The sequence below is a fragment of the Bacillota bacterium genome, from assembly GCA_013178415.1.
GTDB lineage: Bacteria > Bacillota > SHA-98 > Ch115 > Ch115 > Ch115.
Window position 1 is genome coordinate 95,927 of the sequence record JABLXA010000006.1, and the last position, 26,695, is coordinate 122,621.

General features: G+C 50.7%; 23 protein-coding genes. 4 read left to right on the top strand and 19 right to left on the bottom strand.

Annotation, left to right across the window (positions count from 1 at the left end):
- Positions 1–250 precede the first annotated feature (250 nt).
- The 3 genes from HPY52_07090 to HPY52_07100 all read right to left on the bottom strand — a co-directional run bounded on the left by HPY52_07090 (position 251) and on the right by HPY52_07100 (position 4,714).
- The gene (locus tag HPY52_07090) at positions 251–2,254 is read right to left on the bottom strand and encodes a S8 family serine peptidase (protein NPV80030.1); all 2,004 of its coding nucleotides are present in this window, start codon (positions 2,252–2,254) and stop codon (positions 251–253) included.
- A 231-nt stretch (positions 2,255–2,485) separates the two neighbouring features.
- Positions 2,486–3,760 (bottom strand): hypothetical protein, encoded by a 1,275-nt coding sequence (locus HPY52_07095; GenBank protein ID NPV80031.1) that lies wholly within the window; start codon positions 3,758–3,760, stop codon positions 2,486–2,488.
- A gap of 171 nt (positions 3,761–3,931) precedes the next feature.
- Positions 3,932–4,714, bottom strand: coding sequence for a TatD family hydrolase (locus tag HPY52_07100; GenBank protein NPV80032.1), 783 nt, complete (start codon positions 4,712–4,714; stop codon positions 3,932–3,934).
- A gap of 479 nt (positions 4,715–5,193) precedes the next feature.
- Between HPY52_07100 and HPY52_07105 the strand changes: the two genes are divergently transcribed.
- Positions 5,194–7,113: an ABC transporter substrate-binding protein gene (locus tag HPY52_07105; protein ID NPV80033.1), complete on the top strand. Its 1,920-nt coding sequence runs from the start codon at positions 5,194–5,196 to the stop codon at positions 7,111–7,113.
- Between the two features lie 154 nt (positions 7,114–7,267).
- Here the strand turns inward: HPY52_07105 and HPY52_07110 are convergent, their stop codons facing one another.
- Together HPY52_07110 and HPY52_07115 are read right to left on the bottom strand one after the other, a co-directional pair.
- Entirely contained in the window at positions 7,268–7,426 is a 159-nt protein-coding gene (locus HPY52_07110; GenBank protein ID NPV80034.1) for a hypothetical protein, read from the bottom strand.
- The gene (locus tag HPY52_07115; GenBank protein ID NPV80035.1) at positions 7,423–7,710 is read right to left on the bottom strand and encodes a type II toxin-antitoxin system Phd/YefM family antitoxin; all 288 of its coding nucleotides are present in this window, start codon (positions 7,708–7,710) and stop codon (positions 7,423–7,425) included. The genes HPY52_07110 and HPY52_07115 overlap by 4 nt, the downstream gene beginning before the upstream one ends.
- A gap of 343 nt (positions 7,711–8,053) precedes the next feature.
- Between HPY52_07115 and HPY52_07120 the strand changes: the two genes are divergently transcribed.
- From HPY52_07120 to HPY52_07130, 3 genes are all read left to right on the top strand, one after another.
- Positions 8,054–9,292: an MFS transporter gene (locus tag HPY52_07120; protein NPV80036.1), complete on the top strand. Its 1,239-nt coding sequence runs from the start codon at positions 8,054–8,056 to the stop codon at positions 9,290–9,292.
- A 94-nt stretch (positions 9,293–9,386) separates the two neighbouring features.
- On the top strand, positions 9,387–10,388 hold the full coding sequence (locus HPY52_07125) for an ATPase (protein ID NPV80037.1): 1,002 nt from the start codon (positions 9,387–9,389) through the stop codon (positions 10,386–10,388).
- Between the two features lie 136 nt (positions 10,389–10,524).
- On the top strand, positions 10,525–11,559 hold the full coding sequence (locus HPY52_07130) for a Gfo/Idh/MocA family oxidoreductase (GenBank protein ID NPV80038.1): 1,035 nt from the start codon (positions 10,525–10,527) through the stop codon (positions 11,557–11,559).
- On the opposite strand, the gene HPY52_07135 is transcribed toward HPY52_07130, so the two are convergent.
- From HPY52_07135 to HPY52_07200, 14 genes are all read right to left on the bottom strand, one after another.
- Positions 11,504–12,205, bottom strand: coding sequence for a hypothetical protein (locus HPY52_07135; GenBank protein NPV80039.1), 702 nt, complete (start codon positions 12,203–12,205; stop codon positions 11,504–11,506). The two genes, HPY52_07130 and HPY52_07135, sit on opposite strands and share 56 nt — an antisense overlap.
- Positions 12,206–12,300: 95 nt before the next feature.
- The gene (locus tag HPY52_07140) at positions 12,301–13,281 is read right to left on the bottom strand and encodes a Gfo/Idh/MocA family oxidoreductase (GenBank protein NPV80040.1); all 981 of its coding nucleotides are present in this window, start codon (positions 13,279–13,281) and stop codon (positions 12,301–12,303) included.
- Entirely contained in the window at positions 13,274–14,308 is a 1,035-nt protein-coding gene (locus HPY52_07145; protein NPV80041.1) for a hypothetical protein, read from the bottom strand. The genes HPY52_07140 and HPY52_07145 overlap by 8 nt, the downstream gene beginning before the upstream one ends.
- A 170-nt stretch (positions 14,309–14,478) precedes the next feature.
- Positions 14,479–15,324: a carbohydrate ABC transporter permease gene (locus HPY52_07150; GenBank protein NPV80042.1), complete on the bottom strand. Its 846-nt coding sequence runs from the start codon at positions 15,322–15,324 to the stop codon at positions 14,479–14,481.
- Between the two features lie 40 nt (positions 15,325–15,364).
- A complete protein-coding gene (locus tag HPY52_07155) occupies positions 15,365–16,252 on the bottom strand; it encodes a sugar ABC transporter permease (GenBank protein ID NPV80043.1) in 888 nt (295 codons plus the stop codon).
- A 122-nt stretch (positions 16,253–16,374) separates the two neighbouring features.
- Positions 16,375–17,664: an ABC transporter substrate-binding protein gene (locus HPY52_07160; protein NPV80044.1), complete on the bottom strand. Its 1,290-nt coding sequence runs from the start codon at positions 17,662–17,664 to the stop codon at positions 16,375–16,377.
- 73 nt (positions 17,665–17,737) lie between these two features.
- Positions 17,738–18,775: a hypothetical protein gene (locus HPY52_07165; protein ID NPV80045.1), complete on the bottom strand. Its 1,038-nt coding sequence runs from the start codon at positions 18,773–18,775 to the stop codon at positions 17,738–17,740.
- Positions 18,776–18,936: 161 nt separating this feature from the next.
- Positions 18,937–20,040, bottom strand: a complete 1,104-nt coding sequence (gene ald / locus HPY52_07170; GenBank protein ID NPV80046.1) for an alanine dehydrogenase — start codon at positions 20,038–20,040, stop codon at positions 18,937–18,939.
- Between the two features lie 2 nt (positions 20,041–20,042).
- Complete coding sequence (locus HPY52_07175; protein ID NPV80047.1) at positions 20,043–21,281, bottom strand: DegT/DnrJ/EryC1/StrS family aminotransferase; 1,239 nt, start codon at positions 21,279–21,281, stop codon at positions 20,043–20,045.
- 166 nt (positions 21,282–21,447) lie between these two features.
- Positions 21,448–22,455, bottom strand: a complete 1,008-nt coding sequence (locus HPY52_07180) for a helix-turn-helix domain-containing protein (GenBank protein ID NPV80048.1) — start codon at positions 22,453–22,455, stop codon at positions 21,448–21,450.
- 126 nt (positions 22,456–22,581) lie between these two features.
- Complete coding sequence (locus tag HPY52_07185) at positions 22,582–23,310, bottom strand: PIG-L family deacetylase (protein ID NPV80049.1); 729 nt, start codon at positions 23,308–23,310, stop codon at positions 22,582–22,584.
- Positions 23,311–23,322: 12 nt separating this feature from the next.
- Complete coding sequence (locus HPY52_07190) at positions 23,323–24,243, bottom strand: hypothetical protein (GenBank protein ID NPV80050.1); 921 nt, start codon at positions 24,241–24,243, stop codon at positions 23,323–23,325.
- A gap of 53 nt (positions 24,244–24,296) precedes the next feature.
- Positions 24,297–25,514: a DegT/DnrJ/EryC1/StrS family aminotransferase gene (locus tag HPY52_07195; GenBank protein ID NPV80051.1), complete on the bottom strand. Its 1,218-nt coding sequence runs from the start codon at positions 25,512–25,514 to the stop codon at positions 24,297–24,299.
- Between the two features lie 121 nt (positions 25,515–25,635).
- The gene (locus tag HPY52_07200) at positions 25,636–26,673 is read right to left on the bottom strand and encodes a Gfo/Idh/MocA family oxidoreductase (protein ID NPV80052.1); all 1,038 of its coding nucleotides are present in this window, start codon (positions 26,671–26,673) and stop codon (positions 25,636–25,638) included.
- Between the last annotated feature and the right edge of the window lie 22 nt (positions 26,674–26,695).

The window sequence follows — 26,695 nt, forward strand, 5'->3', positions numbered from 1 at the left end:
CTTTGGGAGGCCTCAGATCCTCCAGACGGGATTCCAGCTGCGCTCTGAGCGCGCTTTCACCCATATATGCCCCACCCCCAATACCATGATGACGATGGGAAATCAATCATGAATCAATGGGTGGGTTTCGCGGCGTCATCATCAGAAACATGCCATCCAATGAGTCAAACTGGTGTGGCCATCGAAGTCCTCTTTATCCTCCTAACAAACGCCACGTCAATGGCATCAACACCTGCCAGGAAAATCAAAGCTACCTCGCTTCCAGCATTCGGAGCAGCCTTGCTGTCTCTCTGCGCATTGATTCAGATGAATAGCCCATCAATTGGAGCTTGATACTCGCCGCAACAGACTGTCCTTTACCTAGATTGATGGGCCCGACAGATGAAGCATAGTCTCCGTCATCCAATAAACGATCCCCATTCACATCTAGCCAGGCGACAATATATCGTTCCGGCCCCTCGCCGACCCGCCCGATATCAAATGTGCGCCCATCACTCGGAAATACCATGCCACTTACTGGCGTCCCATCTTTGCCGACAACCACAATCCTGGTTTCCGTGATTTCAGCATGATTGATAGCAGCATATGCGTTGAGGATGCCGTAACCTGATTCGTCGTCCCGTCCCGTCGCAGATATGTCTATGGCGGTATTTCTGAGGATACGCCTTATCATCTGAGGATCGGGGGAAATCCCGCAGGCCAGCATGAGGGCCACAACTCCTGACACATGAGGGGCTGCCATCGACGTTCCTTCTGCCCAGCCGAAACCCAATCTTGGTTGACCACTCGTAAGGTCGAGTATGGTGCTCAAGATCCCGAGATCGGCCCCGGATTCATAATCGCCGCCGGGCGCGACAAGATCAATCTCAGGACCATGATTTGAATACCACGCTACTTCGTTCGATGCATTACTTGCTCCAATGGCGATTACATCAGGATCACAGGCTGGATACAAGACATGACCTGCGCCTTCATTGCCGGAGGCTGCAATAAGAATAGCCCCGCGCTGCACAGCATAGTCAATTGCCTGCGACATTTCCTCAGGCTCTGATGAAATATCGCCCCCGAGGCTCAAGTTGAGCACCTTCGCCCCATGATCCACAGCCCACATGATGGCGGAAGCAACATCGCTCAGGTAGCCGAAACCGCCATTGGCGCTATCCAGCGCCCTTATTGGCATCATCAAAATATTCCAGGCTACCCCGCATGTCCCGATACCGTTATTCCCCACAGCGCCAATGATCCCAGCTACATGCGTTCCATGGCTCGCCCAATATACCCCCGGAAGCCCGGGATCCGTCGGATCGTCATCTCCCCCTTGCTCAGGGTTATCAACAAAATCCCACCCATTCATCAGATTTCCCCTGAGATCAGGATGGTTCGACGCAACCCCCGTATCTATCACCGCCACTATGACAGACCTCGCGCTTGTGATCCTATTCCATGCCAGGGGCAATCCAATGGCCGGCAAATTCCACTGGTCATGATATGCACCATCATTTGGCTCAATAGGAAACAGTCGCCCCCGTGCCACCCCCAAAGCCTGGCATACCGGGTCCAACTCTGCTTTTTCTATATATGGAGAAGAAGCCAGCTCCTCAAGGAATTGGGAAGGTGTTTTTGCAGGGGGGATATAGACAATCAGCCGGTGTATGATGGTGTTAACGAAATGCCGGGTAGCTCCAGTCGTTCGAACGATCGAGGAAATAACCCTGGAGTCAAGAAGATCACGCGAACGACGAAGCCTCACTATGACCCTCTGCGGCAGCGGCTGATCTTCAGGGCTTACTCCAACCTCCACAGGTCTAAGAGACCTTCTGCCCTGTCTTACAGCCGCTGATGACCCGTAAGAGACGAAATTCACCGTCCCATAAATTCTGCCGCCTCCATCCTCTGCTTCGCCGACTGTCAGGAAGATATCTTTAACTAGCGTCTGGCCATGCCCTACATACTCGGTTGAACTTTCCGCAATATGGCCCGGCGCGGAAACCTCAAATTGCGCTATTCCGTTTGATGCCGTTACTCCACTGAGCGAATAAAACCCCTGACTATCGGTCATTCCCACCTTTCCATTTACGGTGACTTTGGCGCCCGAGATTGGAACCCCAGTCCCCGCGCTTAAAACCCTGCCAGACACATCAAAGATCACCGGATGCGTCCGGCTGTCACCAAAACACCCGCTCAGAAGGAAAGCCAAAGACATATAAAAGAATAATGCGCGCCATCGCCTCAATACCTTACGGTATCGCGCCAATATGGACACCCTCCCTGTGAGATCATTTTCGGCACCGTCCCGCTGCGCCGTATGCCGCCATATATCATCACTGTAGAGAAATCCGACCATTAGCATGATAGCTACGCATTATTCGACATTTTCCTGTGAAATCCCTTCAATGCCAATTCAATTCCAGGCGTCAAGGATCATGTATAATACCTCGATCCGTCCTACCCTCCTATATCGGCCATGTTCCGCCTTGACCTTTGATTAATACCGGTATATGGCCACATCGCCTCCCGATGCGGGCCACATTTGGGGATCCTGCCTTACGCCCATGCTGGCGGCAGTTTGCTGCGTAACCCGCCTTGCATATTCAAATGCCTCTCGGGCGGTTATGATCCTATCTCCATTTGTGTCAGCCGCGCGAACGCCGCCCGGACCGGACCTGTTTATCCCCTGAATAAGGCTGCTAGTGAAGATCCCTGAGGAGCCATTTTCATATGAATCTTGATTGTCATTGCTTGCCATGAGCACCACATACCCCGCGATATTGAGGTCCCGGGCAAATGTAGATAATTTCGGCATGAACGGCCGAATGGGAGCGCCTCCTTGCTGGGCGCGGGCGTTTTTGACCATTCCTCCACTTCTGCAGCTGTCGAAAATCAACACCACATTCCTGCATCGGCTTCCAGAAAGCCATTTTTCGAGCTCATCATCGGTGATGAGGCTGCTCGCATCTGTCGGGGACCCATCATATGGCGCAATGAATTCATCCAAGGCATCCGGCTCAGAGCCAGGCATCTGCCCGCCATGTCCAGAAAAATATATCATGATATAATCCTGAGCTGAGGCGCGAGAGGCCAGATCCGTGATGGCGGACCGGATGGCTGCCTTGGTGGCCCTTGAGTCATATAGAGCCGCTGGTTCCCCGGCAAGACCATTTGTCGTAGAGAAGGTGCTATACATGGATTGCGCATCAGGCACCGATCCATTCAAGTTGGGCACATATAGGTAATTATTGATTCCGATGAATAGATAATGAAATGCGCCGACGCGCGCCTCCCCTACGGTAATAGTCTTCCCTGCCTTGACCTCAACCCCATGTATGCTGACTGCCATATAATCGGGATGGCTAATTGTCAGCTCATATGTGCCAGGCTCCAGGGACTGGATCGCGAAATAGCCATTTCCTTCGCTGGTGGCAGTATATGAAGCCCCGGTGCTGCTGGTTGCCAGGATAGTTGCTCCCCCCAATGGCGAGTAATCGTCGAAAGTGACCGCATATTTATGAACCAAGAGAGAGCGTGATCCTGTCTTACCATCGGCCCCCCGCCCTATGGGCGTTGGGGCATAAACATAGCCCGCTATGGCTCCATATCTGGGTGTCGCCCCGCCCTGAGGCGGAACAGAGCTATCGCCTTGCTCAGGGGACCCGGGGCCGACGCTGACAACCCCGCAACCTGATAGCCCAAGCAAAAGCATCAGCCCGATTAGAACGGTCGCATAGCGCAGAAATTTGGCACGAAAGCTGCTACTTTTCATCTTCAACCCTCCGCACGAAAAAATGGAAATCACCCCTGGAGATCTTTCCAAATGTTGGATAATCCCCAAAAACCCTTCTGCCATATCATTCTTATGATTACATTTCTTTGCGGGGGTTGAAGAGTCCTTCCATGAATTCCAAGGTAATATATGGAATAGACACTATCTGGCTCAAATGCTCAAAGAAAGGCGGGGCGCAAAAGCCGCCATAGTATTCTGAACAGTAAATCTGGCAGCATCTTCGAAGGAAACCCCGCGCAGGCGCGCGAGTTCCTCCACTATATACCTGACAAATGCCGGTTCATTTCGCTGTCCTCTAAATGGAGTAGGGGCAAGATAAGGGCAATCTGTCTCGACCAGCAGTCTTTCTTCAGGCAGCGCTGCCGCTATCTCTTTGGGCCTGCGGGCATTCTTGAAGGTAAGCGGCCCGGCGAAGGAGATATAAAAGCCCATTTTTATACATTCTCTGGCCATCTCGAGGCTACCCGAGAAACAATGCAGTATTCCGCCGTTTTCTCCCGCTTTCTCGTGCTTGAGAATATCCATGGTGTCGCCGTGCGCATCGCGGTCGTGGATGATCACAGGAAGCCCGAGTTCATGGGCCAGGCGGAGTTGTGCAAGGAAGAACTCCTTCTGGAGATCACGAGGCGACAACTCGTAGTAGTAATCCAGGCCTATCTCGCCGATCCCGAGCACTTTTTGATCAGAAGCGAGATCTGCCAGGCGATTTATGGCATCTTCAGGCGCGTCCTTCACCTCCTGGGGATGTATGCCGATGATGGCATATACCTCCTGGTGCTGCCTTGCGAAGCGAACAGCCCATTCCGAGGATGGAATATCACAGCCGACGGTGATTATTGCCCCGACACCACTCTCTTTCGCGCGCAGGAGAACATCTTCCCTATCCGCGTCAAAATCGCTTTGGTCAAGATGAGCGTGTGTATCCACTATCATGAAATGATCCTCCAATTCTGTAGTATCCCACAATACCAAAATGGATGCGCTGGCGCTGTGGCGCGCAGATGGCCAACTCTAGAGCCGCAAGGACCTTCTGCATCTCTAGGTTGAATCAGAAAGAGTCTGCGAAATGGAATTTCACGATTTCGCCCCCCTTAAAGTTACGGTCAGGGAAAGCGCTATGCATAGTCTCGCCGTTCTCCAGCTCCAATATATGTCACCGTTTCATTGTGCGCAATCCCCAAAAATAGAACCTGGATCGACTTAAAGATTAGCCTTTGGCGGGCTCGGCCTTTCTGAGTTATTGGGTAGGTCATCATTCTTCGCTGGGTTATTTGGTAGATCATCATGCTTTGCTGGCGCCAGTCAGATCGATATGAATATCTGGAAGTATATGACATTAGAAGGAGTATAACTATTGCAAATTGAATATTTAATTGAGAATATCCATCAGATAAGGGGAGGTATAGTGTCACATGTGGTGTAAAAGGCTTCATGTGGGTCTCCTGTTGATGGTTGCGCTTTTGGTTTTAGTCGGTCTATCATCGTCTGCGGCAACGACTTATAAAGAAGCCCCCATGCTCACTGAGTTGGTCAAACAAGGCAAACTCCCGCCTGTGGAAAAAAGGCTACCCGAGGAACCTCTCGTTATCAAACCTATTGAGAAAATAGGGAAATATGGTGGCACCCTGAGGACAGCGACGCCAGAGCCCAACAGCTGGGGCAATGACGGAGCGGCACATATCAGGCTCCCTTACCTCCTATGGATGAATAGAGAGTTCAACAAGGTGATACCTTATCTGGCCAAGGGATATGAATTCTCTGCCGATATGAAAACCCTTACTCTCCATCTTCGCAAGGGAATGAAATGGTCGGACGGTCATCCCTTTACGGTGGAAGATATCCTTTTCTGGTGGGAAGATTTCATCCTCAATGATGAGCTTACCCCCATCAAACCGAAAATATGGATGCCTGGAGGGAAGCTTGCCCAATTTGAGAAAGTGGACGATTATACTCTGAGGATCAAATTCGCGGTTCCTCACAGACCAATCCTCTCCTATCTTGCATATTTCGGCTCGATGCAGCAGAATTTCTACTTGCCAAAGCATTATCTGACAAAGTGGCATATAAAGTATAACCCTGATGCCGAAAAGCTGGCCAAGAAAGAGGGATTCGACGCCTGGTACAAGGCCTTTTTGTTCCACCGTGACATTACTCCGGCTCAACAGGATGTCAATCTCCCAACATTGAGCCCATGGATGCTGGAAAGGCGAACGACAAGCAGAAGCGTTTATGTCCGCAACCCATATTTTGCTGTAGTAGATACTGCTGGAAATCAGCTTCCATATATTGACCGGATCACAGCCGATGTCATAAGCGAACGTCAAGCGATGCTTGTGAAGCTCATGGGCGGTGAGCTAGATTATGCTGGGATGCTTCTTGAATTGCCCGATTATCCTGTGTTAATGGAGAATAAAGATAAGGGTGGCTACAGAGTTCTATTATGGCCTAGCCCCGTTCCTGCAGAGATAGCATTCGGTTTCAATCTAACCCACAAAGATCCGGTGCTTCGCAAGATCTTCCAAGACGTAAGGTTCAGACGGGCCATGTCCCTTGCGATAAATAGAGAAGAGATAAATGAGGCTGTCTTCTTGGGTCAGGGAGAACCCATGCAGGCCACCGTCCATCCGAGCTGCAGCTTCTTCAAGGAAGAATGGGCCAGAGCATATGCTGACTATAATCCCAAGGAGGCCAACAGGCTACTCGATGAAATGGGCCTCAAGCGAGGGAAGGACAATTACAGGTTGCGCCCCGATGGCAAGCCACTGATTGTCACTGCTGAGTATTCAGCGACCCTGGCATTTGCGAGAGAAGCCGTTGATCTGATACGCCATTATTGGGAAGCTGTCGGAGTCAAAGTAGCAGTCAAAGAAGACGAGAGAACCCTCTATACGACGCGAAAGGACGGGAATGAATTGGATTGCGGGTTCTGGCACACTGACAGGATGATGGAATTTCGGGTCAACCTGCCAGGACTTACGAAATATAATCCCAGGAGTGAAATTGGCTGGGCTGTGGACTGGGGGCTCTGGCTGGATACAAAGGGCGAATCCGGAGAGGAGCCATCCGGCGAATGCGGCAAACAGTTCATGGAGTTCATGAATTCCATGGATGAATGGTATAAGACAACATCTGATCAGAAGTACAAAGAGCTTGCCCAAAAGATCTGGGATAACCAGGCGAGGAATCTCTGGGTCATAGGCACCGTTGGACTTCCCAAGCGACCCATAGTAGTCAGAAACAATATAAAGAACTTCCCTGAGAAATGCTATTGGGGCGACGACACTTCATGGTGGCTCGCCGCCGATGGGATCCAATGGTATATAGAAAAATAGAACTGTAGGCGCCATCCGGCTGAGTGCTTGTTGCTGCGGTAGCATAGATATCTATGGGAAAAGATGATACTGAAAGGGGGCTCTCGAGGACGAGGGCCCCCTTCGAGGTCCGGGATGACCCCTCGCAACGCATGCGGCCTACTAGCATTTCATGCTATCTTTTCTTTGCTGGAAAGAATCCCGAGAGAAATTCAGAAGGACTGACGACTAGTCTCAGTATATCAGCAGATGTGCTATAGAGTCTAAGAAGCCCTGATACTATTACATTCGTGTCTATGACTACATGGAGTTTAGGCCTAACCTCATCGATCATTGTCGTCTCTTATTCCTTACGGCCTTGATCTCGGCCTCTATCTCCTCATCAGTTATATTCGTAATCCCATTTTGGATGGCCTCTTCCTGTAGCATTTCAAGAGCAATGGCGGCTCTCTGTCTGCGCAGCGCCCCAATTGTGGCCTCCAGGGATCCTTCATCGACATGGCTTAGGATAGCCGCCGGCCTTCCGTTAAGAGTTATGATAATATCCTTTTCTTCCTTCAAGGTCCTCCAGACAAATCCAGGTCTGATACGGAAATCCCGAGCAGCCAAGAATCGCATGATCCCACCCCATTATACATCATGTAGGGTTAATAGCTACTAATTTATCCTACAAATATCATAACAATCTTTCGCCAGGTCATCAATAAGGATGCAGCCACTGGCCGCGGCAACCCCCCGTGTTGGCTGATATGCCCCTGGCCAGCCTGGCGTTGGCAGATGTTCAGGGCCTCTCCCTGAGGCAAAATCTTGCCAGCCTCGTAAGTAAGACTGCGGCTGAGGTGTTTACAGAGGAACCATGTTCGATTAGAATATGAGCGTGTCATAGGTCACCGCGAAGCAAGGGGGATAGAGGCGCATTCCTCCTTCCTATAGGCCGGAAGGTGCTCTGCGCCGGATATTTGTGATAAATAGAATGGACGCTAATGTATCCACGACCCGTCCATTGAGAAAGGTCTCGATCCTCAGATCTTATTATTTCCTCTATTTTTTGGCAATGGGGGCTTTTTCCTTTATCCAGCTTCACTTTAGATCGCTTGGATTATCGGGCGTTCAGATTGGAACCCTGGGCGCTCTCATGCCTCTGATAGGTCTGATCTCGCAACCAATTTGGGGAGCGGTGAGTGATATCAAACGCTCACCTAACCTGGTTCTAAGAATGACGCTTCTGATGACAGCCATCATGGCGAGCCTTGCTAGTTTCGCACATTCCTACTACTGGCTCATACCGACCATGGCCGCGCTCGCTCTATTCCAGAATGCAAACGTACCCCTGGCGGATTCAATTACGTTAAGTGTTCTTCCGAAATCAGTCACCTATGGTTCCATAAGGTTATGGGGTTCGTTAGGGTATGCTGTTGGGGTCATGCTGGTAGGCCAAATTCTGAACTGGATGGGAGTAAGGTTTGCATTCCCAATCTATGCATTATTCCTCTTCGCCACTTTTTTGACCGGCCTCCTCATGCCGCAAGCCACAAGGGAAAGATCTCCTAACCTGCGGTCTGGGGTAAAAAAACTTCTGGTAAATCCCAAGATATCGAGTTTTCTCATCTTCTATTTTGTCTTATCGATGACCCTAGCCATGAATATGACATTCTTCGGCATTCATCTTTCTGAGCTCGGGGCAAGCCCTGGGGTCATAGGGGTAGCGCTTGTCCTGGCCACAGTCTTCGAGGTCCCGGTTCTCTTTTACTCTGGCCAACTCATACGGCGAATGGGCATGAGAAGTTTCCTATGCGCCTCTGGCGGTTTATATATTCTGAGATGGGCCTTCCTTTCCATAATACATAATCCATTACTGATCCTGGCAACGCAGCTGCTCCATGGCTTCACTTTCATTTCAACGTATGTTGCAGGAGTCAGCATCATGGATGAAGAATCTCCTTTAGAGCTGAAAAGTACAGCTCAGGCGCTAATGGGATCATTATCATTCGCTGGAGGGTCATCCGCCGGCACCCTTGTAGGTGGACTCTTATACGACTCTGTCGGCGCATTTGGCATGTACCGTGTCTGCACATTGCTAGCGATTGGCGTGACATTGAGTTTTTACCTGTTTTCAAGGAACCATGCATGCTGGCAGACTGATAGGTCTGCCGAACGATCAGCTCTTTGCACTAGCCAGATTTCCTCGATAAAAGGGTAGCATAGGGGAGATCAGTGGTCCAATGGCAAAAGAATGGCCATGGACCATTGACTGCAGGTCATTCTCAAAACGGGAATGAAGGAGCTGTTTTCATATGAGCTTCGTGCTTGGCGTTGATGGCGGAGGGACCAAGACATATGCGGTTGTCGCAGATGAAAATGGTACTATATTAAGCCTTGGCAAGGGAGGGCCGTCAAACCACCAGAGCATCGGAGTAGAAAAGGCAACAGAGGAAATCGCGAAGGCAATTCAAGAAGCTCTTGACGGTGCCAGGCTGAGAAGTGATGATATTGCTGTCGGTTTTCTGGCCCTGGCTGGCGCAGACTTCCCGGAGGACTACGAGATCCTCACTCAGGGACTGCAGCGGTTTAGTATTGCTCAGAAAATCATCCTGAAAAACGATACCATAGGCGCGTTTTTGGCGGGCACTAAGCTGGGCTATGGGGCTGTTGTCATATGCGGCACCGGCACCAACGCCGCAGGGGTCTACCGCGACGGGAGGACGTTCCAGCTGGGCGGAATCGGGTATATGTCAGGAGACTGGGGAGGGGCTGTCTCTATCGTCCCGGAGATGATTCGCCTCGCGTTCAAGTCGTGGGATGGCAGGTATGGACCAAGTATGATCCCTGAACGGATTCTCAAAAGCCTCGGCCTGTCAACGATGGACGAATTCATGATGCAGCTATATCACGATTCTATAGACCGACATAAACTCCTCAGCCTATGCCCCATTGTTTTTGAGGCCGCATATGAGGGGGATCCTATAGGCATAGAAATAGTTGAACGTCAGGGGGAAGAGGTGGGGCTCACCGCAGTGGCTATCTTGAGGCGGCTCGGCCTCGACCGCGAAGAAGCCGATGTAGTGCTCAATGGCAGCATTTTCAACGCCATAGGGCCTCTGCTGATAGATACTATTACTCATGTAGTTCATCGCAAGGCCCCTCTGGCGAAAATACGGCGTGCAGAATTCCACCCTGTAATTGGCTCCATATTCGGCGCCTTACGGGCTATCGGCATATCTGTGTCGGATTCTATCCGTCAGAAGGTGCGCGAGACAATGCCCGAAGTGCTGATAATGCCTGAAATAAGACCTTGATAATCGCTTTTGTATTTGTGAAGACCATGTCATCGAAGGGAGGGAAGGCGCCTTTTCTATTTGCAGCAAGTATGGCAAGCGGTTCATGAGGGCTATGTCATACGCCAAATAAAGAATTGTGAGGTGCAATGTGATCATGAGAAGAGTGAAATTTGGGCTCATAGGAGCAGGGTTGTGGGGAGAGGCGCATGCGTATGTCTACTCATCACATCACCAGAGCGAGCTGGTCGCCGTATGTGACCTAAGAGAGGAACGGGCGAAAGAGATAGCAAAGAAATATGGGGCATCGCATGTCTATACTGATTATAACCAAATGCTGCATGAAGCTGACATCGAGGCTGTAGGGGTGGTAACCCCGGATTTTGCCCACCGTGCACCGGTGGTTGCAGCTCTTGAGGCCGGGAAGCATGTGCTTGTGGAGAAGCCTCTGGCGACCAGTATTGAAGATGCTGATGCTATGGTCCGAGCATCTCAAAAGACCGGTGCGCGCCTAATGGTTGATTTCCATAACCGTTGGAGTCCCCCCTTTGCTCACCTCAAAGAAACAGTAGAGCAAGGCGGGCTAGGCAAACTGGTCTCAGCGTATTTTCGATTGAATGACAAGATTTCTGTAGCAACCAATATGCTATCTTGGGCCAGCCGATCCTCGATCCTGTGGTTCCTCGGCAGCCACACAATAGACACCATCCAATGGCTATTTTCCGATGATATCAAGAGGGTATATTCTGTTTCGCGCCGGGGAGTCTTGGACAAATTGGGCGTAAATGTACCTGATATCTATCAATCTATTCTAGAATTCAACAAAGGCTATATCGCCACTATTGAAAATAACTGGATAGTCCCCAACGGCCAGCCTTGCGTCAATGATATAAAATTCAATCTCCTGGGAGACGCAGGCATGGTTAACATGGATCTCAGCAACAACCAACTCTACGAGCGCATCCTGCCAACGACCAACGACAATCCAGACATACTAGTGTCAAATTGGGTCCACGGACGAGGCAAAGGCTTTGCATACGAAAGCATAAGGCATTTCGTAGAATGCATCGCAGAGGATAAACCATTCCTGGTCAGCGTCTCAGATGCCTATCGCGTCACGGAAGTGATACTTGCACTTATGGAATCGGCCGAAAAGGGTCTACCTGTAGAATTAGGGCCGAGGAGAGTCTGAGGGAGACCGGCAGGCCGCGTACGCCCGCCGGAAGGGCTGACGCTCGCCTCGCAGCGGTCGTGCAGCGGGCGGTCCCCGTGCGCGCCTGCGCTCCCAAGCGGCGCACATCATCATTAAAGCGCCTGACTGCCCTGACCCATTCGTTATTGAGCCGGAGGACCACATATTCCAGCCCGAGGCCGGTATGGTGCCCTAAGGTCTCCTCATCCATTCCGATATGGAAGAAGCGGGGGCGGTCGAAGAGTTCGAACGCCTCAGTAATAAGCTCCGAGCACACCTGGTGGTAGCGCTCAGTCCCTATCATTCGCTCATATTGTCCGAGCCAAATGTCATGAACTGTGGAGAAATTCAATTTAGGGATCGGCTCAACCCCATTATCGCGCGCAAACTTCAAGAGTTCTCTCAGGCTTTCCCGTTTAAGGGGATTCTCCACGGTAATCTCTGGGTGGCTTTCCCATTCGATCCCATCGCCCAGGTCAAGGATTATCATGTTGAACCCCGCCCGAGCCGCACGCTTGACGAGCCTCTTATATACCTCAGGGTCAAAGCGCAGCCTGGTACTATACCCGTAGTGAACGTCAGTCCTTGGCTTATCGCACCAGAAATTATAGCCGATATGTCCTAAGAGAGCACGCACTTCAAACATATAAATTCCTCCTTGCCCTATATGATTTGGTAAATTCATTTGAAGCCCGCAAAGAAAGCCGAAAGTACCCAGCGCAAATACAGGCAGGAACCCGCTCAGAGATCTTCAGGTATCTTTACAGCCTTTCCTTCTACCGCAGACTGATAGGCACAGAGCACCCCGAGGGCCGACATTGCCCCATCCCTGGCATTACACCGGGGCTCACGCCCCTCCCTGATGGCTCTTACGAGGTCTACGATCTCGGGTTCAAATGGGTGGCCCGGAGGGGTCTGAATAGGTATGTTCATCCAACCCTCGATCCCATCGCAGGCGAGCCGCCCACGACAAAAGCTTGCTTTCGTTCCATAGACACCAAGGTTATAATACTCGGGCATGGCCAAGGGGGAACCATAAAGGGCTCCAACCTTACCTGTACACCCCGATTTGAATCTGAAGATGCTCACTATGCTCGTGTCCGCCTTCATCTCGGGATAGGTTTTGTGATTTGAATAGGATGTGACCTCAACGGCTTCCCCGGCATACCAGCGCAAGAGATCAAATGGATGGACCCCTCCGCCCACTATAGGGATTTCCTCATCAAGTTTCCACCTCTCCATGAATCTCTGATAGCGAAGATCATGGTAATAATCGGCTTCAAGATAGGCTATCTCCCCGAGGATCCCGTTGTCTACGAGCCGCTTTACTGCCTCAAACATCGGGTTGAACCGCAGAATTTGCCCAACCGCCACCTTCTTCTTTGACCTGTCAGCGGCCTTTACCATCAGCTTCAGGTCCTCTATTGAGTTTGCCATGGGCTTCTCTAAAAGTATGTGCTTGTCAGCCTCAAGCGCCTTGATGAAGGGTTCGCGGTGAAGGTGGTCTGGCGTATGGATGGAGATAATATCGATATCATCCCTCTCCAGGATGGCATAGTCATAATAGGCCTTCACCCCGAACTCCCTTTGCGCCGCCTCGGCCCTTTGCTCATCGCGGTCGCAGACAGCCACAAGCTCCGTATCGGGAAGGGAGGCATATGCCCTGCAAAAGGCGAGGCCATTATGCCCGAGGCCTATAACCCCGACTCGCAGCTTACGCATTGCCCTCACCCCATCCTTTAATTGTTTCTACCATTGCCAGGATGTTTTCCTCTGGCGTAGCTCGCGGGACCATCTCGCCCGTATTAAAGAGAAGGCCCCCTCCTCTTGCAACCTCGAGGATACGTTGCGTCTCGGCCCGAACCTCCTCAGGCCTACCTCGCTCAAGGATGTTTATCGGGTCCAGGTTTCCGATAAGACAGATCTTAGATCCTACAGCCTCCTTAGCCTTCACGATGTCGAGCCCGGGGCCTACGCTCAAGGCGCTAGGGGAGACCTCCGCCATTAGCTTCAGCCCCTCTATACTTTCTTCGCTTGCATGGTAGAATACGAAAGCACCCTCTCGCTTATATGCCTCCGTGACAGCCTGTGCCGGCTCTAAGGCAAACTCAGCATAATGCCTGGGGGATATCAAATGGGTGGAAGCATTGCAGTCGCCAAACCAGATCGCATCTGCACCCGCTTCAATCTGCGCCTTCCCCCATTCAGTCTGGAGTTCCATGAAGAATTGGCAGGTATCTTTGAGAAGGGATGGATCGGAGAAAATGAGGCCCATCGTCTCTTCGATCCCGTAAAGGAGCGTTACGGAGGAAAATGGCGCCGCAGTCCTTCCCACCACGCAAACTGTATCCCTAAACTCCTCCTTAAGGCGCCGTATAGCCTCAAGAAGCACCGGCATGCGACCATCCCGTTCTGGGTCAGGAAGCCTTAACCCCCGAAGCGTCTCCCTGGTAGCCGGCAGGTAACCAACCGTTGCGGGAAGTATGTTGCCCTCCCCTTTCACCCCTACACCGAGAGGTTCGAACTCAATGCAATCATCTACCTGAAGCCATGCCCAATCGTAATCGAACCTCCTGATCACCTCCTTCTGAACCGTAGCCATAACGTCAGGATCGGAATTATACCTCGAATAGACTTCACCGCAAACACGGACATCAAACTCCTCGCTGCACGCAAATACAGGCATACGCCTCGGCTTGCCAAGACGGACGCACCGCTCGATGTCCTCAAGTACTCCCCGGTAAGGCATAGAGCAATCATCTCCTTACTCTAGATTAACTTTGGTTTACGGGTCTAGGCTAGAAGGCCCCTCTAGGTCACAGACAGCAGACATGAGGTACCCGTGAAAAGTGGCACTGTGAACATCCGAAGTCGTCTCTGATGCATTAAAGCGGTAAATCCTATATCCAGAAGAGAACTTCACTCCTTCAGACCAGTAAGGGTTATCGCCTGTATGAATGTCCGCTGAGTGAAGAAGAATACGATAATCATAGGCATCACCATCACGGTGGCCGCGGCCATCATAGCTGCCCACTCAGCGCCATGTTGGGTACGAAATGCATAAAGACCTATGGCCAGGGTATATTTCTGAGCATCGTTAAGGAAGATCAAGGGCCCCAGGAAATCCTGCCATTGCCCGACGAAGGTAAATAACGATATAGTGGCGAGTATCGGCTTGGACAAGGGGAGTATTATCCGTGAATAGATACCAAGTTCGGAGCAACCGTCGATCTTGGCTGCATCAGATAGCTCTCGAGGTATCGTCAAAAAAAACTGGCGCACGAGAAATATATAGAATGGACTCCCGAAAAAATAGGGTACCGTAAGAGGCTTGAAAGTATTGATCCACCCAAGATTTCGAAATACTATAAATATCGGAATTAGGGTTACATGGTATGGGAGCATCAATGTACTTAACATCACAATGAAGAAAAAGTCGCGTCCCGGCCAGGAGATCCTGGAAAAACTATATGCCACAAGGGGGCAAGACAAAATTGTCCCGAGAACTGCAAATGCGCATATTATGAGGGTGTTCGCAAAGTAGAGGGCGAATGGGACGTAGCTGAAGGCCATAGCGTAATTTGACCATATGAGGCGCTTCGGGATCCAAACCGGAACCCTCGTGAAGATCTCTGCATCAGATTTTAGAGAAGTGCTCAACATCCAAACAAACGGGAGTAGAAAGAGTATTCCTAACGAAAAGAGGGCGATGTGTGCCAGTAAATGAGTTATAAAACGATGCCTTCTTCTTGTCCTAGCCTGCATTACCCGGCTACCTCCCCTCCCAATAACGAATTCGGTCCCCTCAACGCCCCGCGGCATAGTAAACCCAGCCGGAAGATGTCCTGAAAACCAGGCTGCTTGCCGCCAGGATTATCAAGAACAATATCCATGCCATGGCCGACGCGTAGCCCATCTTAAAGTATACAAATGCATTATTGTAAAGATACAAGCAGTAAAACAGTGTTGAATTCACAGGACCTCCCTGGGTCATAACGTAGGCCTGGGTGAAATATTGAAAGGAACCTATGAGGCCCATTACAAGGTTGAAGAAGATCGTCGGCGTCAACATTGGCAATGTAATATAAAATGTCTTTTGACTACTGGTAGCACCGTCCAATTCAGCCGCCTCGTAGAGTTGCACCGGGATATCCTGAAGGCCAGCAAGATATATAATCACCGCACTGCCTGCGCCCCATCCACTCATCAGAATCAAGGCGGGTTTGGCCCAGACTGGATCAGCCAACCATCCTGGCCCGGGAAGGCCTAGCTTTCGCAATAGGAAATTGACGAGTCCATATTGCGGGTTCAGAATCCAAAGCCAGAGTACAGAAGATGCCACGGCTGGAACCAAAGTCGGCAAATAATATATGGTCCTGTATACTTCCATGCCTTTTACCCTGAGATTCAGCAGCAATGCCAGGGCAAGCCCCACTATTATATGAATGGGCACGGCAAATACGGTATAGAAAAGGGTATTACTTAATGCCTTCCAAAAAAGGGTATCCCTTTTGAAAAGCTCAATGTAGTTCCGGAATCCCACAAACGAAGGCAAATTCAAAGCGTCGTATTCAGTGAAACCGTAATAAAGGGAAGCCGCTATTGGATATGCCACGAAGGCAAAAAAGCCTATAAACCAGGGCATGGCAAATAAAATCCCGTTCACTGTATTCCGGACTGTTATCCGCCTCATTAGATAGCTCTCCTTCCAGCGGGCCACCGGAATTCGGTAGATTCATACCTCCCGATGGCCCCTTTTTGCTACTCAGCCAACCACTACCTTCCTCTGTTTCTAGCTCCACCTATCCTGGATTCTTACTTCTTCCTGGATAATACTTTATCAAGCTGCTCCTGGACAGCCTTGTTTGCGTCACGCAGCGCCTGTTGAGGGGTCTTCTGGCCATACATTGCAAAGTCACATGCGCGTCCCATTTCATCATACATAAGAGTGGTCACCGGAGTAGGTGGAAGACAATTTCTGGCCGATCTGGCTATTTTCACGAAAACCTGGTGATAAGGATTGTCTGAACCCTCTACTGCAAACCGCTCAATCCCCTTCTTCAAAGCCGGGAAATTTAGAAGTACTTTCGAGATATCCACCGTAACATCCAGATCAGCACACAAATATTTTAGAAATTTGAAGGCTTCTTTAGGATGCTTGCATCCCTTAGGAATGGCATAGCCCCAGCTTTCCACATAATATGCATCCTCTAATTTCCCACCCACTGGTATCGGAAAAGTCGTGCACCCATACCGCACATTGGGGGCGAAACGCTTAAGATAGTCTAGCTCCCACCAACCTCCAGGATACATTGCGAGAGCACCTGTATAAAATGGGTTCTGTTGTTGTCCTCCGTAGCTCTGGTTAAATGCTCCAATCTTAGTAATGTTATATTTCTTAGCATTCTGTGCAATCCACTCAAGGGCTTCTATTGCTTTCGGGTGATCAAGGGTAAATTTCCTGTTAGCCTCGTCATAGAGCTTTGCCCCAAACACGAAACTTATATAGTGCAATCCCCCAGCGTTTGGAACCATACCAAGCCTAACAATGTTTCCAGCGGAATCATATTTCGTGATCTTTGCCATACTCTCATCAAGTTCCGGTATCGTCTTGGGCGGACGCTCAGGATCTAAACCACATTCCTTAAAAAGATCCTTGTTCCAGAAAAACCCATAATTAGGGTCGAACCCACCCGGTAGCGAATAGACGTGCCCTTCCCACGTTGCCTGCCGCCATGCCATGGGGTGGAAATCATCTCCGCTAAGCCCCTCCTCCCTAAGATAATCATCAAGTGGAAGAAGCACGCCCCGCGAAGCTAGCTCACAAGCCCATAAAGTCCCGTGCACGTAGGTCAAATCCGGGACGGTTCGAGCCGCTATCGCCGTGAGGAGCTTATCTCTCAAGTTGGGTGTAAAGATCACCTTCACCTCAATATTGGGGTTGAATTTCATGAAATCGTTCGCGACCTTCTGCACCCGTTCATTCAGGTCCCCACCCCACGGCTGCCACACTGTAAGCGTGACCCTTCGGGCGGCAAGGGAACTGGCCGAAATCGAAAGCAAGAAGGTGGCCAGCAATACTATGGCAAAAGTTAACCTTTTCATGCTTCACACCTCACAAACTAACTTTTAGGCTATCGCCTTCATTAGGGAACGTAATAGAAGGACCCCTCTCAACTTAGCCCCCATTCCTGGCGATTTCCCTATAGCTTGCCTTGACTACCTCCCACACCTTGTCATGGTCCGCACCGCCGTCCAGCACATGAGCTCCAGGTTCCCCCCTATACGCCCAAACTGCCAGCATGTCGGCCCCCATCTCCGCTGCACGGCGGATGCTCCGCATTATGTCACCCTCCCTATTGGGCGGCACCCATACCGCCTGTACCCATATCTGACACAGCTTCCCGTAAGTATGCGCCAGTCTTATTGCGTCTTTCGCATTCTTCTCAAAATATGTAAAGTCCTTTGAGTGAATCCAATAAGGGTCTGTTGAGAATACATCAAGATCCCTCAGTTTGGCAAATGGCTCCCAATCTATGACTCCGTACCATCCGGGGGAGGAGGGACTATTATTCACATCCCGGTCCCAACTCATGAGACATAGGACGTTTTCTCCACCACCAAGCTTCTTAGCATGACCAAGCAATTCTTCCAGGAATTCAAGCAATATACCCTGTCTAAACTCAATTACTTCCTTATCCAATTGCCTAGGCATAGGTCGGCCATATCTCTTTTCAAATAGATCCCTACATCGAGGACAATAGCATGCCCATTGGTTCGGGAAATCCTTAGAGCCTACAAATCTCGGCTCATCCCAAAACATTCCGTCTGGCTTCAGATATTCAATGATATCCGAAACTACGTCATATAGCCACTTCCTATATTCCTTATCAGTAGGACAGCAGGTTTCCCCGTGTTCGGGCCGGGTCCCGTCATTGAACACCTGGACACTCTCTGGATGTTTCATCTGATATACCCCGCACGGAAGGGTTGTGGCGAATGTCCCAAAACCGTGCATATTGATGTAAACCTTCAATCCAAGTTCCCCAGCAACTTCCCTGATGTAACGCCGAGCCTTTCTGTAATAGAACCAGTCAACTTCATTTACAGTGAGATTGATAGAAGTACACCCTGCATCCATGATTTCCTCCAAATCCGCCCTTGCGTGATGCGGATAAACACACCCAATATATGCCACATTTCTATCACGAACCATGGTTATGTCACCCCAACTTTGCTAGTTTTGGTATTCAAACCCCTATACCGCCCCACAGGAGTATCATTCAGAGGAATGCAAATATCCACCTGGGGTCGGATCCATTTCTGCCCAGCGATCTAGGATCCCCCGCCGACAACCCTCATATCCAATACGAACGCTCAGTTGATCAGCTTCCCTACCTCCAACCCAAAGCTCTCCGCCACTCCAGGATGGATAACCTTACCGCGGTACACATTCACGCCCTCTCTTAGAGCCTTGTTTTCGGAGATGGCCTGCTCGAACCCCTTATTCGCGAGTTCAAGCACATATGGGAACGTGGCATTGGTGAGGGCATAGGTCGATGTGCGGCCGACTGCGCCCGGCATGTTCGTGACGCAATAATGCACCACCCCGGCCTCCACATAGGTAGGGTTGCCGTGGGTCGTGGGTCTTGAAGTCTCCGCGCAACCTCCCTGGTCTATACAGACATCGATGATCACGGACCCGGGCTTCATCAGGTCAAGCATGTCCCTGGTTATGAGTTTTGGAGCCCTCCTGCCCGGTAGGAGCACCGCGCCTATGACCACATCTGCAATTCTGAGTATTTCCCCTATGGCTTGCTTGTTCGAAAAAAGGGTTGTTACGTTCTCCGGCATGACCTCATCGAGATATCTCAACCTTTGGAGGTTCACATCAAGGAGGAAGACATTTGCCCCCAAGCCTGCTGCGAGCCTTGCCGCATTGGCCCCAACGCTCCCTCCGCCAAGGACTACCACATTCGCAGGAGCCACTCCGGGCACTCCCGCGAGAAGCACCCCGGCTCCCTTTGAAGGGCTCTCCAGGCATTTGGCGGCCTCATGGACGCTCATCCTGCCGGCCACCTCGCTCATAGGCGTAAGAAGAGGAAGCGAACCATTCTCCCTGACGGTTTCATAGGCTATCCCGATTATCTTCTTTTCCAGCATGGCCTCGAGAAGCGCCCTATCTGCGGCGAAATGGAAATAGGTAAAAACCAGCTGGCCCTCACGGAAGAGATCATACTCCTCAGGAAGAGGCTCCTTGATTTTGACGATCATCTCGGCGCGCTGAAAGAGTTCCCTTCTGTCCGGGACGATCTTCGCGCCCACAGCCTCATATTGCTTGTCCTCTATGCCACTTCCAAGCCCAGCGCCTTTCTCTATGAGCACTTCGTGCCCGGCTTCCATCAGGGCTTCGGCCCCCGAAGGGGCCAAAGCCACCCTGTATTCGTATTCCTTGATCTCCTTGGGAACACCTACTATCATTCTCACCGCAGCTCCTTTACCGCTTCCTTCACCGATTGCGCAACATATTCGACTTGCTCATCTGTAAGCTGCGGGTATATGGGAAGATCCAGTTTCTCAGCATAAATTCTCTCCGCCACCGGGCAGAGTCCCTTCTCATACCCCATCTCCTTGAATAGGGTAAGCCAATAGACTGGTATGTAGTGTATCATAGTCTGGATGCCATACTTATCCAGGAGGAGCCCCATGAATTCGTTCTTCTTCTCGGGCTTCTTGTAGTAAAGGTTGTAAAGATGATAGACATGTTTTCTCCCCAAGGGTTCGGGCGGAGTGCCAAGTTCTTCAATTTCTGAAAACTCCCTATTCCAATACTCAGCGATCTTCCTCCTCCGCTCATTCATCTTGTCAAGTTTTCTAAGCTGCACCAATCCCACCGCAGCCTGCGCCTCTGTAACAGATGAATTGGAAGGTATGGCTAAGCCATGCCTTACGCCCAGTATATCGTAGTGATAAGGGATCCAATATCGCTTTTGATTAGTATATTCCCTCATTCCCACAAACCGGTGAAGCTTTGCGTCTTCTGCCCACTCATCGTTGTCTGTAGTGAACATCCCGCCTTCGCCTAAGGTCGTCATGTTTTTTATTGTGTGAAAGCTAAAAGCGCCAATATCTCCAAGGGTCCCGCACTTCCTGCCTTTATACTCAGCCCCTGGGACATGCGCGCAGTCTTCTACTACATAGATGCCCTTGGGTTTTGCAATGGCGTTCACGGCATCCATGTCCACGGGAAGCCCACAGTGGTGCACCACATAGATCGCCTTTGTCTTAGATGTGACCTTCTCCGCTATTGAATTGGGATCAATGTTCATCGTATCATATTCGAGATCCGCAAATACGACCTTGGCCTTCCTCTGAAGCGCTGGCAAGGCTGTCGCCACAAAAGTGATAGCTGGAACTATCACTTCATCCCCCTCACTGATGCCAATGGCATCGGCGGCCATTTCCATCGCACTTGTGCAGTTCGCCACAAAAACGGCATGTTTCGCGCCTATATAGTCAGCGAAGGCCTTTTGAAACTCACTTACGAATTTCCCCATAGTCAGGGATTCACCTTGAATTGCCTGCAAAAGGGCTTCTGCCTCCTCAAGCCCGTATGGACTCCCTACGGAGAGGTAAGGCACCCTAAGCGCCACATTACCGAGGCCCGCCGAATAACTACCTCCATAACTCCCTTCCACCTTTTGCGCCACTGCTTTGGCCAATTTCCTTCCCTCCCAGTCTTTTATCACCGTGAGAAACCAATACCCGGCACGGTTCGAGCTTGGTCATGCATCTAGATTGGCACCCTTTTGGCACCCTTACAGACTGATTATAGATTTCTGAATACCTAAAGCTCTATACAGAACCTTATGAAGAATCTTTAAAATCTTATGATCTTTCAAGAGCCCGATCTCTCAGTTGCTTACGGTAATTGGAGGGAGACATGCCTATCATCTTCTTGAAGACCTGACTAAAATGATTCTGGTCGGGATAGCCCACATTGTAGGCTATTTCACCAATAGAGAGAGAGGAATCTTTCAGGAGATCGGCCGCGCGTTGCATGCGACGCTGGGTAAGATAAAGATGAAAGCTTACCCCCATCTTCTCCCCAAATACGCGGGCGAAATAGGTAGGGCATAAACCCACAACTCTAGCTACATCTGCAAGGGTTATCCTTTCTTTGAGATTCTCCTCAATGAATCTCTCAGTTTGTCTTATAATCTCTTCGTGGGAGTTACTCCCGACCCTTGCCGAACCAACTCTTGCACCAAAAGGTTCCGATCGCTTCAATCTTTCGGCAAGGCCATCCGGAGGACTAAGGCCTAATATCTCCGAAGCTTTCTTTTTATAGACAAGAGCCAGGATTTCTGTATCCATGATATAGGTGGCGAGAAGGGAAAGAAGCTGCGATGCAAGCCTGAGTTTAGACTCTGGTACGATCATGAGACCTCCTATGGCAGACTCTAGCATAGCTGCATTAAAGCGTAATCCCTTCAGATTATCCCTAAATCTATCTACGGCATCAGATTTGGGTGGTTCAGTAAGCACCTGTCCCGTAAGGATATTTCCAACATGGTCTCCTTCTACTATAAGCGGGATCGCAACATTGACTAGTCCAGCATGGCAACGATAAATATGAGGCCTATTCTTCTCTATGGCTTTCCCTACGGCCCTCCGGTCCGAATCACGGCATCGCCCGAGCCCTTCCGGGGATGCTTGCACAAGCCTACAAAGCTGACTCCTATGCGCCCTCGGATAGAAAGTAATGGACTCAAAATCAGAATTACAGACCGAGACTGGGAGTCCAGTCAATTGGTAGAAGATCCTCTGAAACTGAACTAGGGCCTTGATATTAATGACATCAGCAAAGTCTACGTTGATAGGGGAGTTGCCCATACATTACCCCCCCAAATATGGGAAAGTGGAGGCTTGACGGAAGCTGCACGGGCCTCCACCTTCGATTTGACCCAGCCGTCAAAAATGCCCTTATGCACCCTCGCGAAAAGCCAGAAGTTAGGAACCCTATGGGAGGAATCTCTTCACAGGGATCCTGGGCCACACCTCCATTTTCCTGAATCCCTCAGCATAAGCCACCCCGCACTGAAGCCCCCTGAATTTACTTTGGGTAAGCATGAAATCCATGAAGTCTATGTGGTCGTGGTCGCGCATCCATGTAAGCTGGCTTTCATGCTGGGCTAGCATCTGTTTCTTGATTTCAATTACATCAGTGATATCTACATATTCTTGGGGCAGGAAATTGACCCCTGCAAGGGTATCCATGTAGTAGACAGGGGTCACATTAGGATGGAATTCATGCTCTGTCTTGAGCTGGGGCAATGTAGCTGTAAAACTTGCCTCAAATACAAGTTGGGCTGTTGTGGTGTGATCTGGCATATAATCATCAGGCGAATGGGTGATTATGATGTCGGGTTTAGACCTCCGGATGACATCCGTGACCTTGAGCCGCGTCTCCCTGTCAGGGTATATATCAAGGTCGGATATGTCCAGCGAGATAACCTCCGCCCCAATCAGCGCACCCGCCCGCCGGGCCTCCTCTGCCCTTATCCTGGCTAGCTCAGGCCGAGGGATGTAGAAATGGCCAAGATCGCCATTAAGCGCATGGCATATGGTAATCTTATGACCCTGCTTCGCGTATTTTGCAAGGGTCCCACCGCATAATACCTCAACATCATCTGGGTGAGCGCCAATCGCAAGTATGCTCAGTCTCTCTTTGATGTTCTCCGCTTCCATAGTCCAAGCCTCCTAGGACATGTGGATCTCGACGTTATCGGCAACTCCCCCTAGCATCGTATAGGTGCCGGGCGCAGTCTGAAGAATCGAACCGGGCACAAGGGTATTGACTCTCCCATGAGCAACGAGTCTGGCGATAAAGCGCTGCCAGCTTACGCCCCCGCCAAGATCACCATCAAGCCAGAAACTTCTATATTTGGCGCCCATTATCTGGGCAGGTCCGATCGTATTCGCCTTGGGCGGAACCCATGACCAATCTCCTCCAAAGGAGTGGAGAGCATTCTGCATAATGGTCATTGGATGGAGCTCCACGCACCTCGGGCCAGCCTTCATGTAGGCGTCCAGATCATTCCCAAATTCAAGGCCGAGATGAGCCTCCCAGAAGGCTATGTGACCGCACCAGCCGATTCCACCATAGCATACATCGGCACCTCCCAGGTCCTCTATCATCTTTGCATAGGACCCGAGCACATCCTTTGTCGGGAAATGGATCTGGCTCATTGGAGGACGCAGGCGCTCGTCTATCTTCATGAAGAACTGCTCGATCATCGCCTTCTGGAAGGACCCTGGCCAGTCTATTGGCGCTGTATTCCCATCTTCATCTGCATATTCGTCCATATTGAAGGTATGAACGTGCTTGCAGGGGATCCCGAATTCGTTTATCAGCCTTGCCGCCACCGGATACTGGGGCATGGGGCCGACAGGCATTATTGCCACAAACTGCCTCCCCTCATCTAGAGCCTGTTTTATCCTCTTTACGATATCCAAAGCAAACTCGAGATAGAATTCTGCCCGGTCTTCGATCACTCTTATAATGAAATCCGGGTTTGAATGCTTGGTGATATCCTCCTTCTTTATAGCACGGACGCGCTCACACTCTTTGTGATCCTGAAATGGCAGGAATTTCGCAAGCGAGTATCTAAATTCTCCCATGATTCCTCTCTCCTTCGCTCTAGAGACCTGATTGATATAGTTTCATCATGTTCCTACCGGGCAAAAGCCCGTGCCACCTTAAGGATACCTCGGGCAATCAGCTCCATGTGCCTCTCCTCATAGGTGGGATGACAGGGGACGGTAAAGGTCCGCTCCTCGAGCCAGGCAGCGTTCGGACAGTGAACTTTTGAATAATCTACGCTCTCAGGGTTTGCCAATGGGTCTTTGAATGGATATCTGGCGCGCCCGAAGCCATTGTGCTCCTGGTATGCCCTCTCCTTGTAACTCTGCGGCCAGAGCACGTGACCTACGGGAATACCTTCTTTAGCTAGCGCATTCACAAAGGTCTCTTTGTCGCAGGTAAGACGGTCAAGATCAAGAACTATTGGGAAAATCCAAAAACCATTGACCTTACCTTCCTCATTATGAATAGGCAAGTATTTGATCTGGGGACAGTCCTTGAGAGCCGCAATCAGAAACTCGCCATTCCTGCGCCGGTTCTTAAGATTCCACGAATCGAGCCTCTCCATCTCTTTTAGACCGATGAGAGACTGGATTTCGGTCATCCGATAGTTGAAGCCCACTCTGTTATGGATATATGGCAGGGCTTCCTCGAGTTCAAGGAGGTTCATACGGGTTTTCACATCATATCCGTGGTCCCTAAATGACCTGCACTCCCAGGCCAGATCTTCGTTGTTGGTAATGACGCAGCCACCTTCACCGCCGGTAGTAAAGGTCTTGCTCTGGCAAAAGCTGAAGCACCCTACATCTCCGATGGTTCCAACCTTCTTGCCCTTATACATGGCTCCATGGGCTTGAGCACAATCCTCGATCACGTAGAGCTTATGTTTTCTAGCGATCTCCATTATCGGGTCCATTTCACAGACGTTCCCATAGAGATGCACCAAGAGTATGCCCCTAGTCCTGTCGGTTATTTTCGACTCTATGGACTCGGGAGAAATGGTGTGGTCCTTCCTCTGGACATCCGCAAACACGGGGATGGCCCCGGCCTGGCAGATGCAGAAAGACGAAGCTATGAAGGTATACGAGGTTGTGATTACCTCATCCCCAGGGCCTATACCGAGCGCGGCAAGAGCGGTATGGAGCGCAGAAGTCCCGCTTGAGGTCCCTATCCCATATTTCGCACCATTCCATTCGGCGAATTTCTGCTCAAATTCCATCCCGTATTTTCCGGTCCAATAATTGACCTTCCCTGTTATAAGGGGTTCGGTTGCAGCCTTAATGGTCTCCTCGGAGAATTGTGGCCACATCGGGAAACGTTCCCTTGTCACCGGTTCCCCACCATATATCGCTAAGGTCTCTTTACTCACTTATCTTACACCCCTCTCGATTTTGACTTATCTTCCAGCCCTTCATAATTCTAGAGAAACTTTAGAGAAGAATCGTGCGGCCTTCCCTCGCAGACTGGTAGGCAGCCAACATGACTCTAAGGTTCCAAAGTCCCCTCTCCCCTGGATTTGTAGGTTTGTGCCCCTCCCTAATGGCGGCATTCACATCTTCGATCTCAGCCTGGTAGATGTTCACGGGCGCAACCTCCACCTGTTCTTCGGAAGAGTCCTCCCGCCTTTGAGCAGCTTCATAGCCCCGTTTTTCCTTTTCGACCCTGGCGATCATCCTCCCCAGGGAACTCTGTCCTATGGTCCCCCTTGCCTCCACGCTCCCCCGGGTGCCGTAGACCTCCAGCACATTGAGAGCCGAGGCGTCAGGGATGTTGAAGTTGTTGTCTACTATCCCGAAAGCGCCATTTTCGAACTGAAGAGCCACGACGGAACTGTCTTCCACCTCATACTTATGAGTCAGAGTAGCATTAAAGGCACTCACCTTCACCACCCTGCCCATGAACATCTCAAGAAGATCCACGCAATGGCTCCCCATATCCATGAGGGCTCCTCCCCCGCCGAGCTCAGCTACCTGCCGCCAGGCCCCCGGGATATCTGGGTACCAGCACGTGAGCTGCGCTCGCCCTAGAACAGGGTCTCCGAGCTCGCCCTTATTGATCATCTCCTTGAGCCTCACATGGTGGGCGTGAAACCTCATCATGAATCCCACGGCAAGCGTAAGCCCGGCGGTTTCGGCCTTTCCTACCATATCCTCTGCCTCTTTGAGGGTTAGTGCCAGCGGCTTTTCGCATAGGACGTGTTTACCAGCATTAAATGCCAGAAGGGCTTGTTGGTGATGAAGGTGAGTAGGTGTCGCTATATAAACCGCATCTATGTCGTCCCTTGATAGCAGGTCCTCTTCGCGAGAATAAGCTTCGCACCTATATTTCTCACCCACAGCCCTTGCCCGGGCCTCGTCCACATCCATTACTGCAACAAGCTTGGTATCCCGTGCTTTCGTTATGCCCTCGGGAATAGTCCTCCTGTCGGCTATACCACCTGCCCCTATAACACCCCAGCGTACAACCATCTCTCGTCTCCCCCTTCCCCAA

What these genes read in the sequence shown, in the direction of transcription:
- HPY52_07095 (NPV80031.1), bottom strand. Translation starts at nt 3,760, where the DNA reads ATGAAAAGTAGCAGCTTTCGTGCCAAATTTCTGCGCTATGCGACCGTT.
- HPY52_07100 (NPV80032.1), bottom strand. Translation starts at nt 4,714, where the DNA reads ATGATAGTGGATACACACGCTCATCTTGACCAAAGCGATTTTGACGCG.
- HPY52_07105 (NPV80033.1), top strand. Translation starts at nt 5,194, where the DNA reads ATGTGGTGTAAAAGGCTTCATGTGGGTCTCCTGTTGATGGTTGCGCTT.
- HPY52_07110 (NPV80034.1), bottom strand. Translation starts at nt 7,426, where the DNA reads ATGATCGATGAGGTTAGGCCTAAACTCCATGTAGTCATAGACACGAAT.
- HPY52_07115 (NPV80035.1), bottom strand. Translation starts at nt 7,710, where the DNA reads ATGCGATTCTTGGCTGCTCGGGATTTCCGTATCAGACCTGGATTTGTC.
- HPY52_07125 (NPV80037.1), top strand. Translation starts at nt 9,387, where the DNA reads ATGAGCTTCGTGCTTGGCGTTGATGGCGGAGGGACCAAGACATATGCG.
- HPY52_07130 (NPV80038.1), top strand. Translation starts at nt 10,525, where the DNA reads ATGAGAAGAGTGAAATTTGGGCTCATAGGAGCAGGGTTGTGGGGAGAG.
- HPY52_07135 (NPV80039.1), bottom strand. Translation starts at nt 12,205, where the DNA reads ATGTTTGAAGTGCGTGCTCTCTTAGGACATATCGGCTATAATTTCTGG.
- HPY52_07140 (NPV80040.1), bottom strand. Translation starts at nt 13,281, where the DNA reads ATGCGTAAGCTGCGAGTCGGGGTTATAGGCCTCGGGCATAATGGCCTC.
- HPY52_07145 (NPV80041.1), bottom strand. Translation starts at nt 14,308, where the DNA reads ATGCCTTACCGGGGAGTACTTGAGGACATCGAGCGGTGCGTCCGTCTT.
- HPY52_07150 (NPV80042.1), bottom strand. Translation starts at nt 15,324, where the DNA reads ATGCAGGCTAGGACAAGAAGAAGGCATCGTTTTATAACTCATTTACTG.
- HPY52_07155 (NPV80043.1), bottom strand. Translation starts at nt 16,252, where the DNA reads ATGAGGCGGATAACAGTCCGGAATACAGTGAACGGGATTTTATTTGCC.
- HPY52_07160 (NPV80044.1), bottom strand. Translation starts at nt 17,664, where the DNA reads ATGAAAAGGTTAACTTTTGCCATAGTATTGCTGGCCACCTTCTTGCTT.
- HPY52_07165 (NPV80045.1), bottom strand. Translation starts at nt 18,775, where the DNA reads ATGGTTCGTGATAGAAATGTGGCATATATTGGGTGTGTTTATCCGCAT.
- ald (NPV80046.1), bottom strand. Translation starts at nt 20,040, where the DNA reads ATGATAGTAGGTGTTCCCAAGGAGATCAAGGAATACGAATACAGGGTG.
- HPY52_07180 (NPV80048.1), bottom strand. Translation starts at nt 22,455, where the DNA reads ATGGGCAACTCCCCTATCAACGTAGACTTTGCTGATGTCATTAATATC.
- HPY52_07185 (NPV80049.1), bottom strand. Translation starts at nt 23,310, where the DNA reads ATGGAAGCGGAGAACATCAAAGAGAGACTGAGCATACTTGCGATTGGC.
- HPY52_07190 (NPV80050.1), bottom strand. Translation starts at nt 24,243, where the DNA reads ATGGGAGAATTTAGATACTCGCTTGCGAAATTCCTGCCATTTCAGGAT.
- HPY52_07195 (NPV80051.1), bottom strand. Translation starts at nt 25,514, where the DNA reads ATGTGGCCACAATTCTCCGAGGAGACCATTAAGGCTGCAACCGAACCC.
- HPY52_07200 (NPV80052.1), bottom strand. Translation starts at nt 26,673, where the DNA reads ATGGTTGTACGCTGGGGTGTTATAGGGGCAGGTGGTATAGCCGACAGG.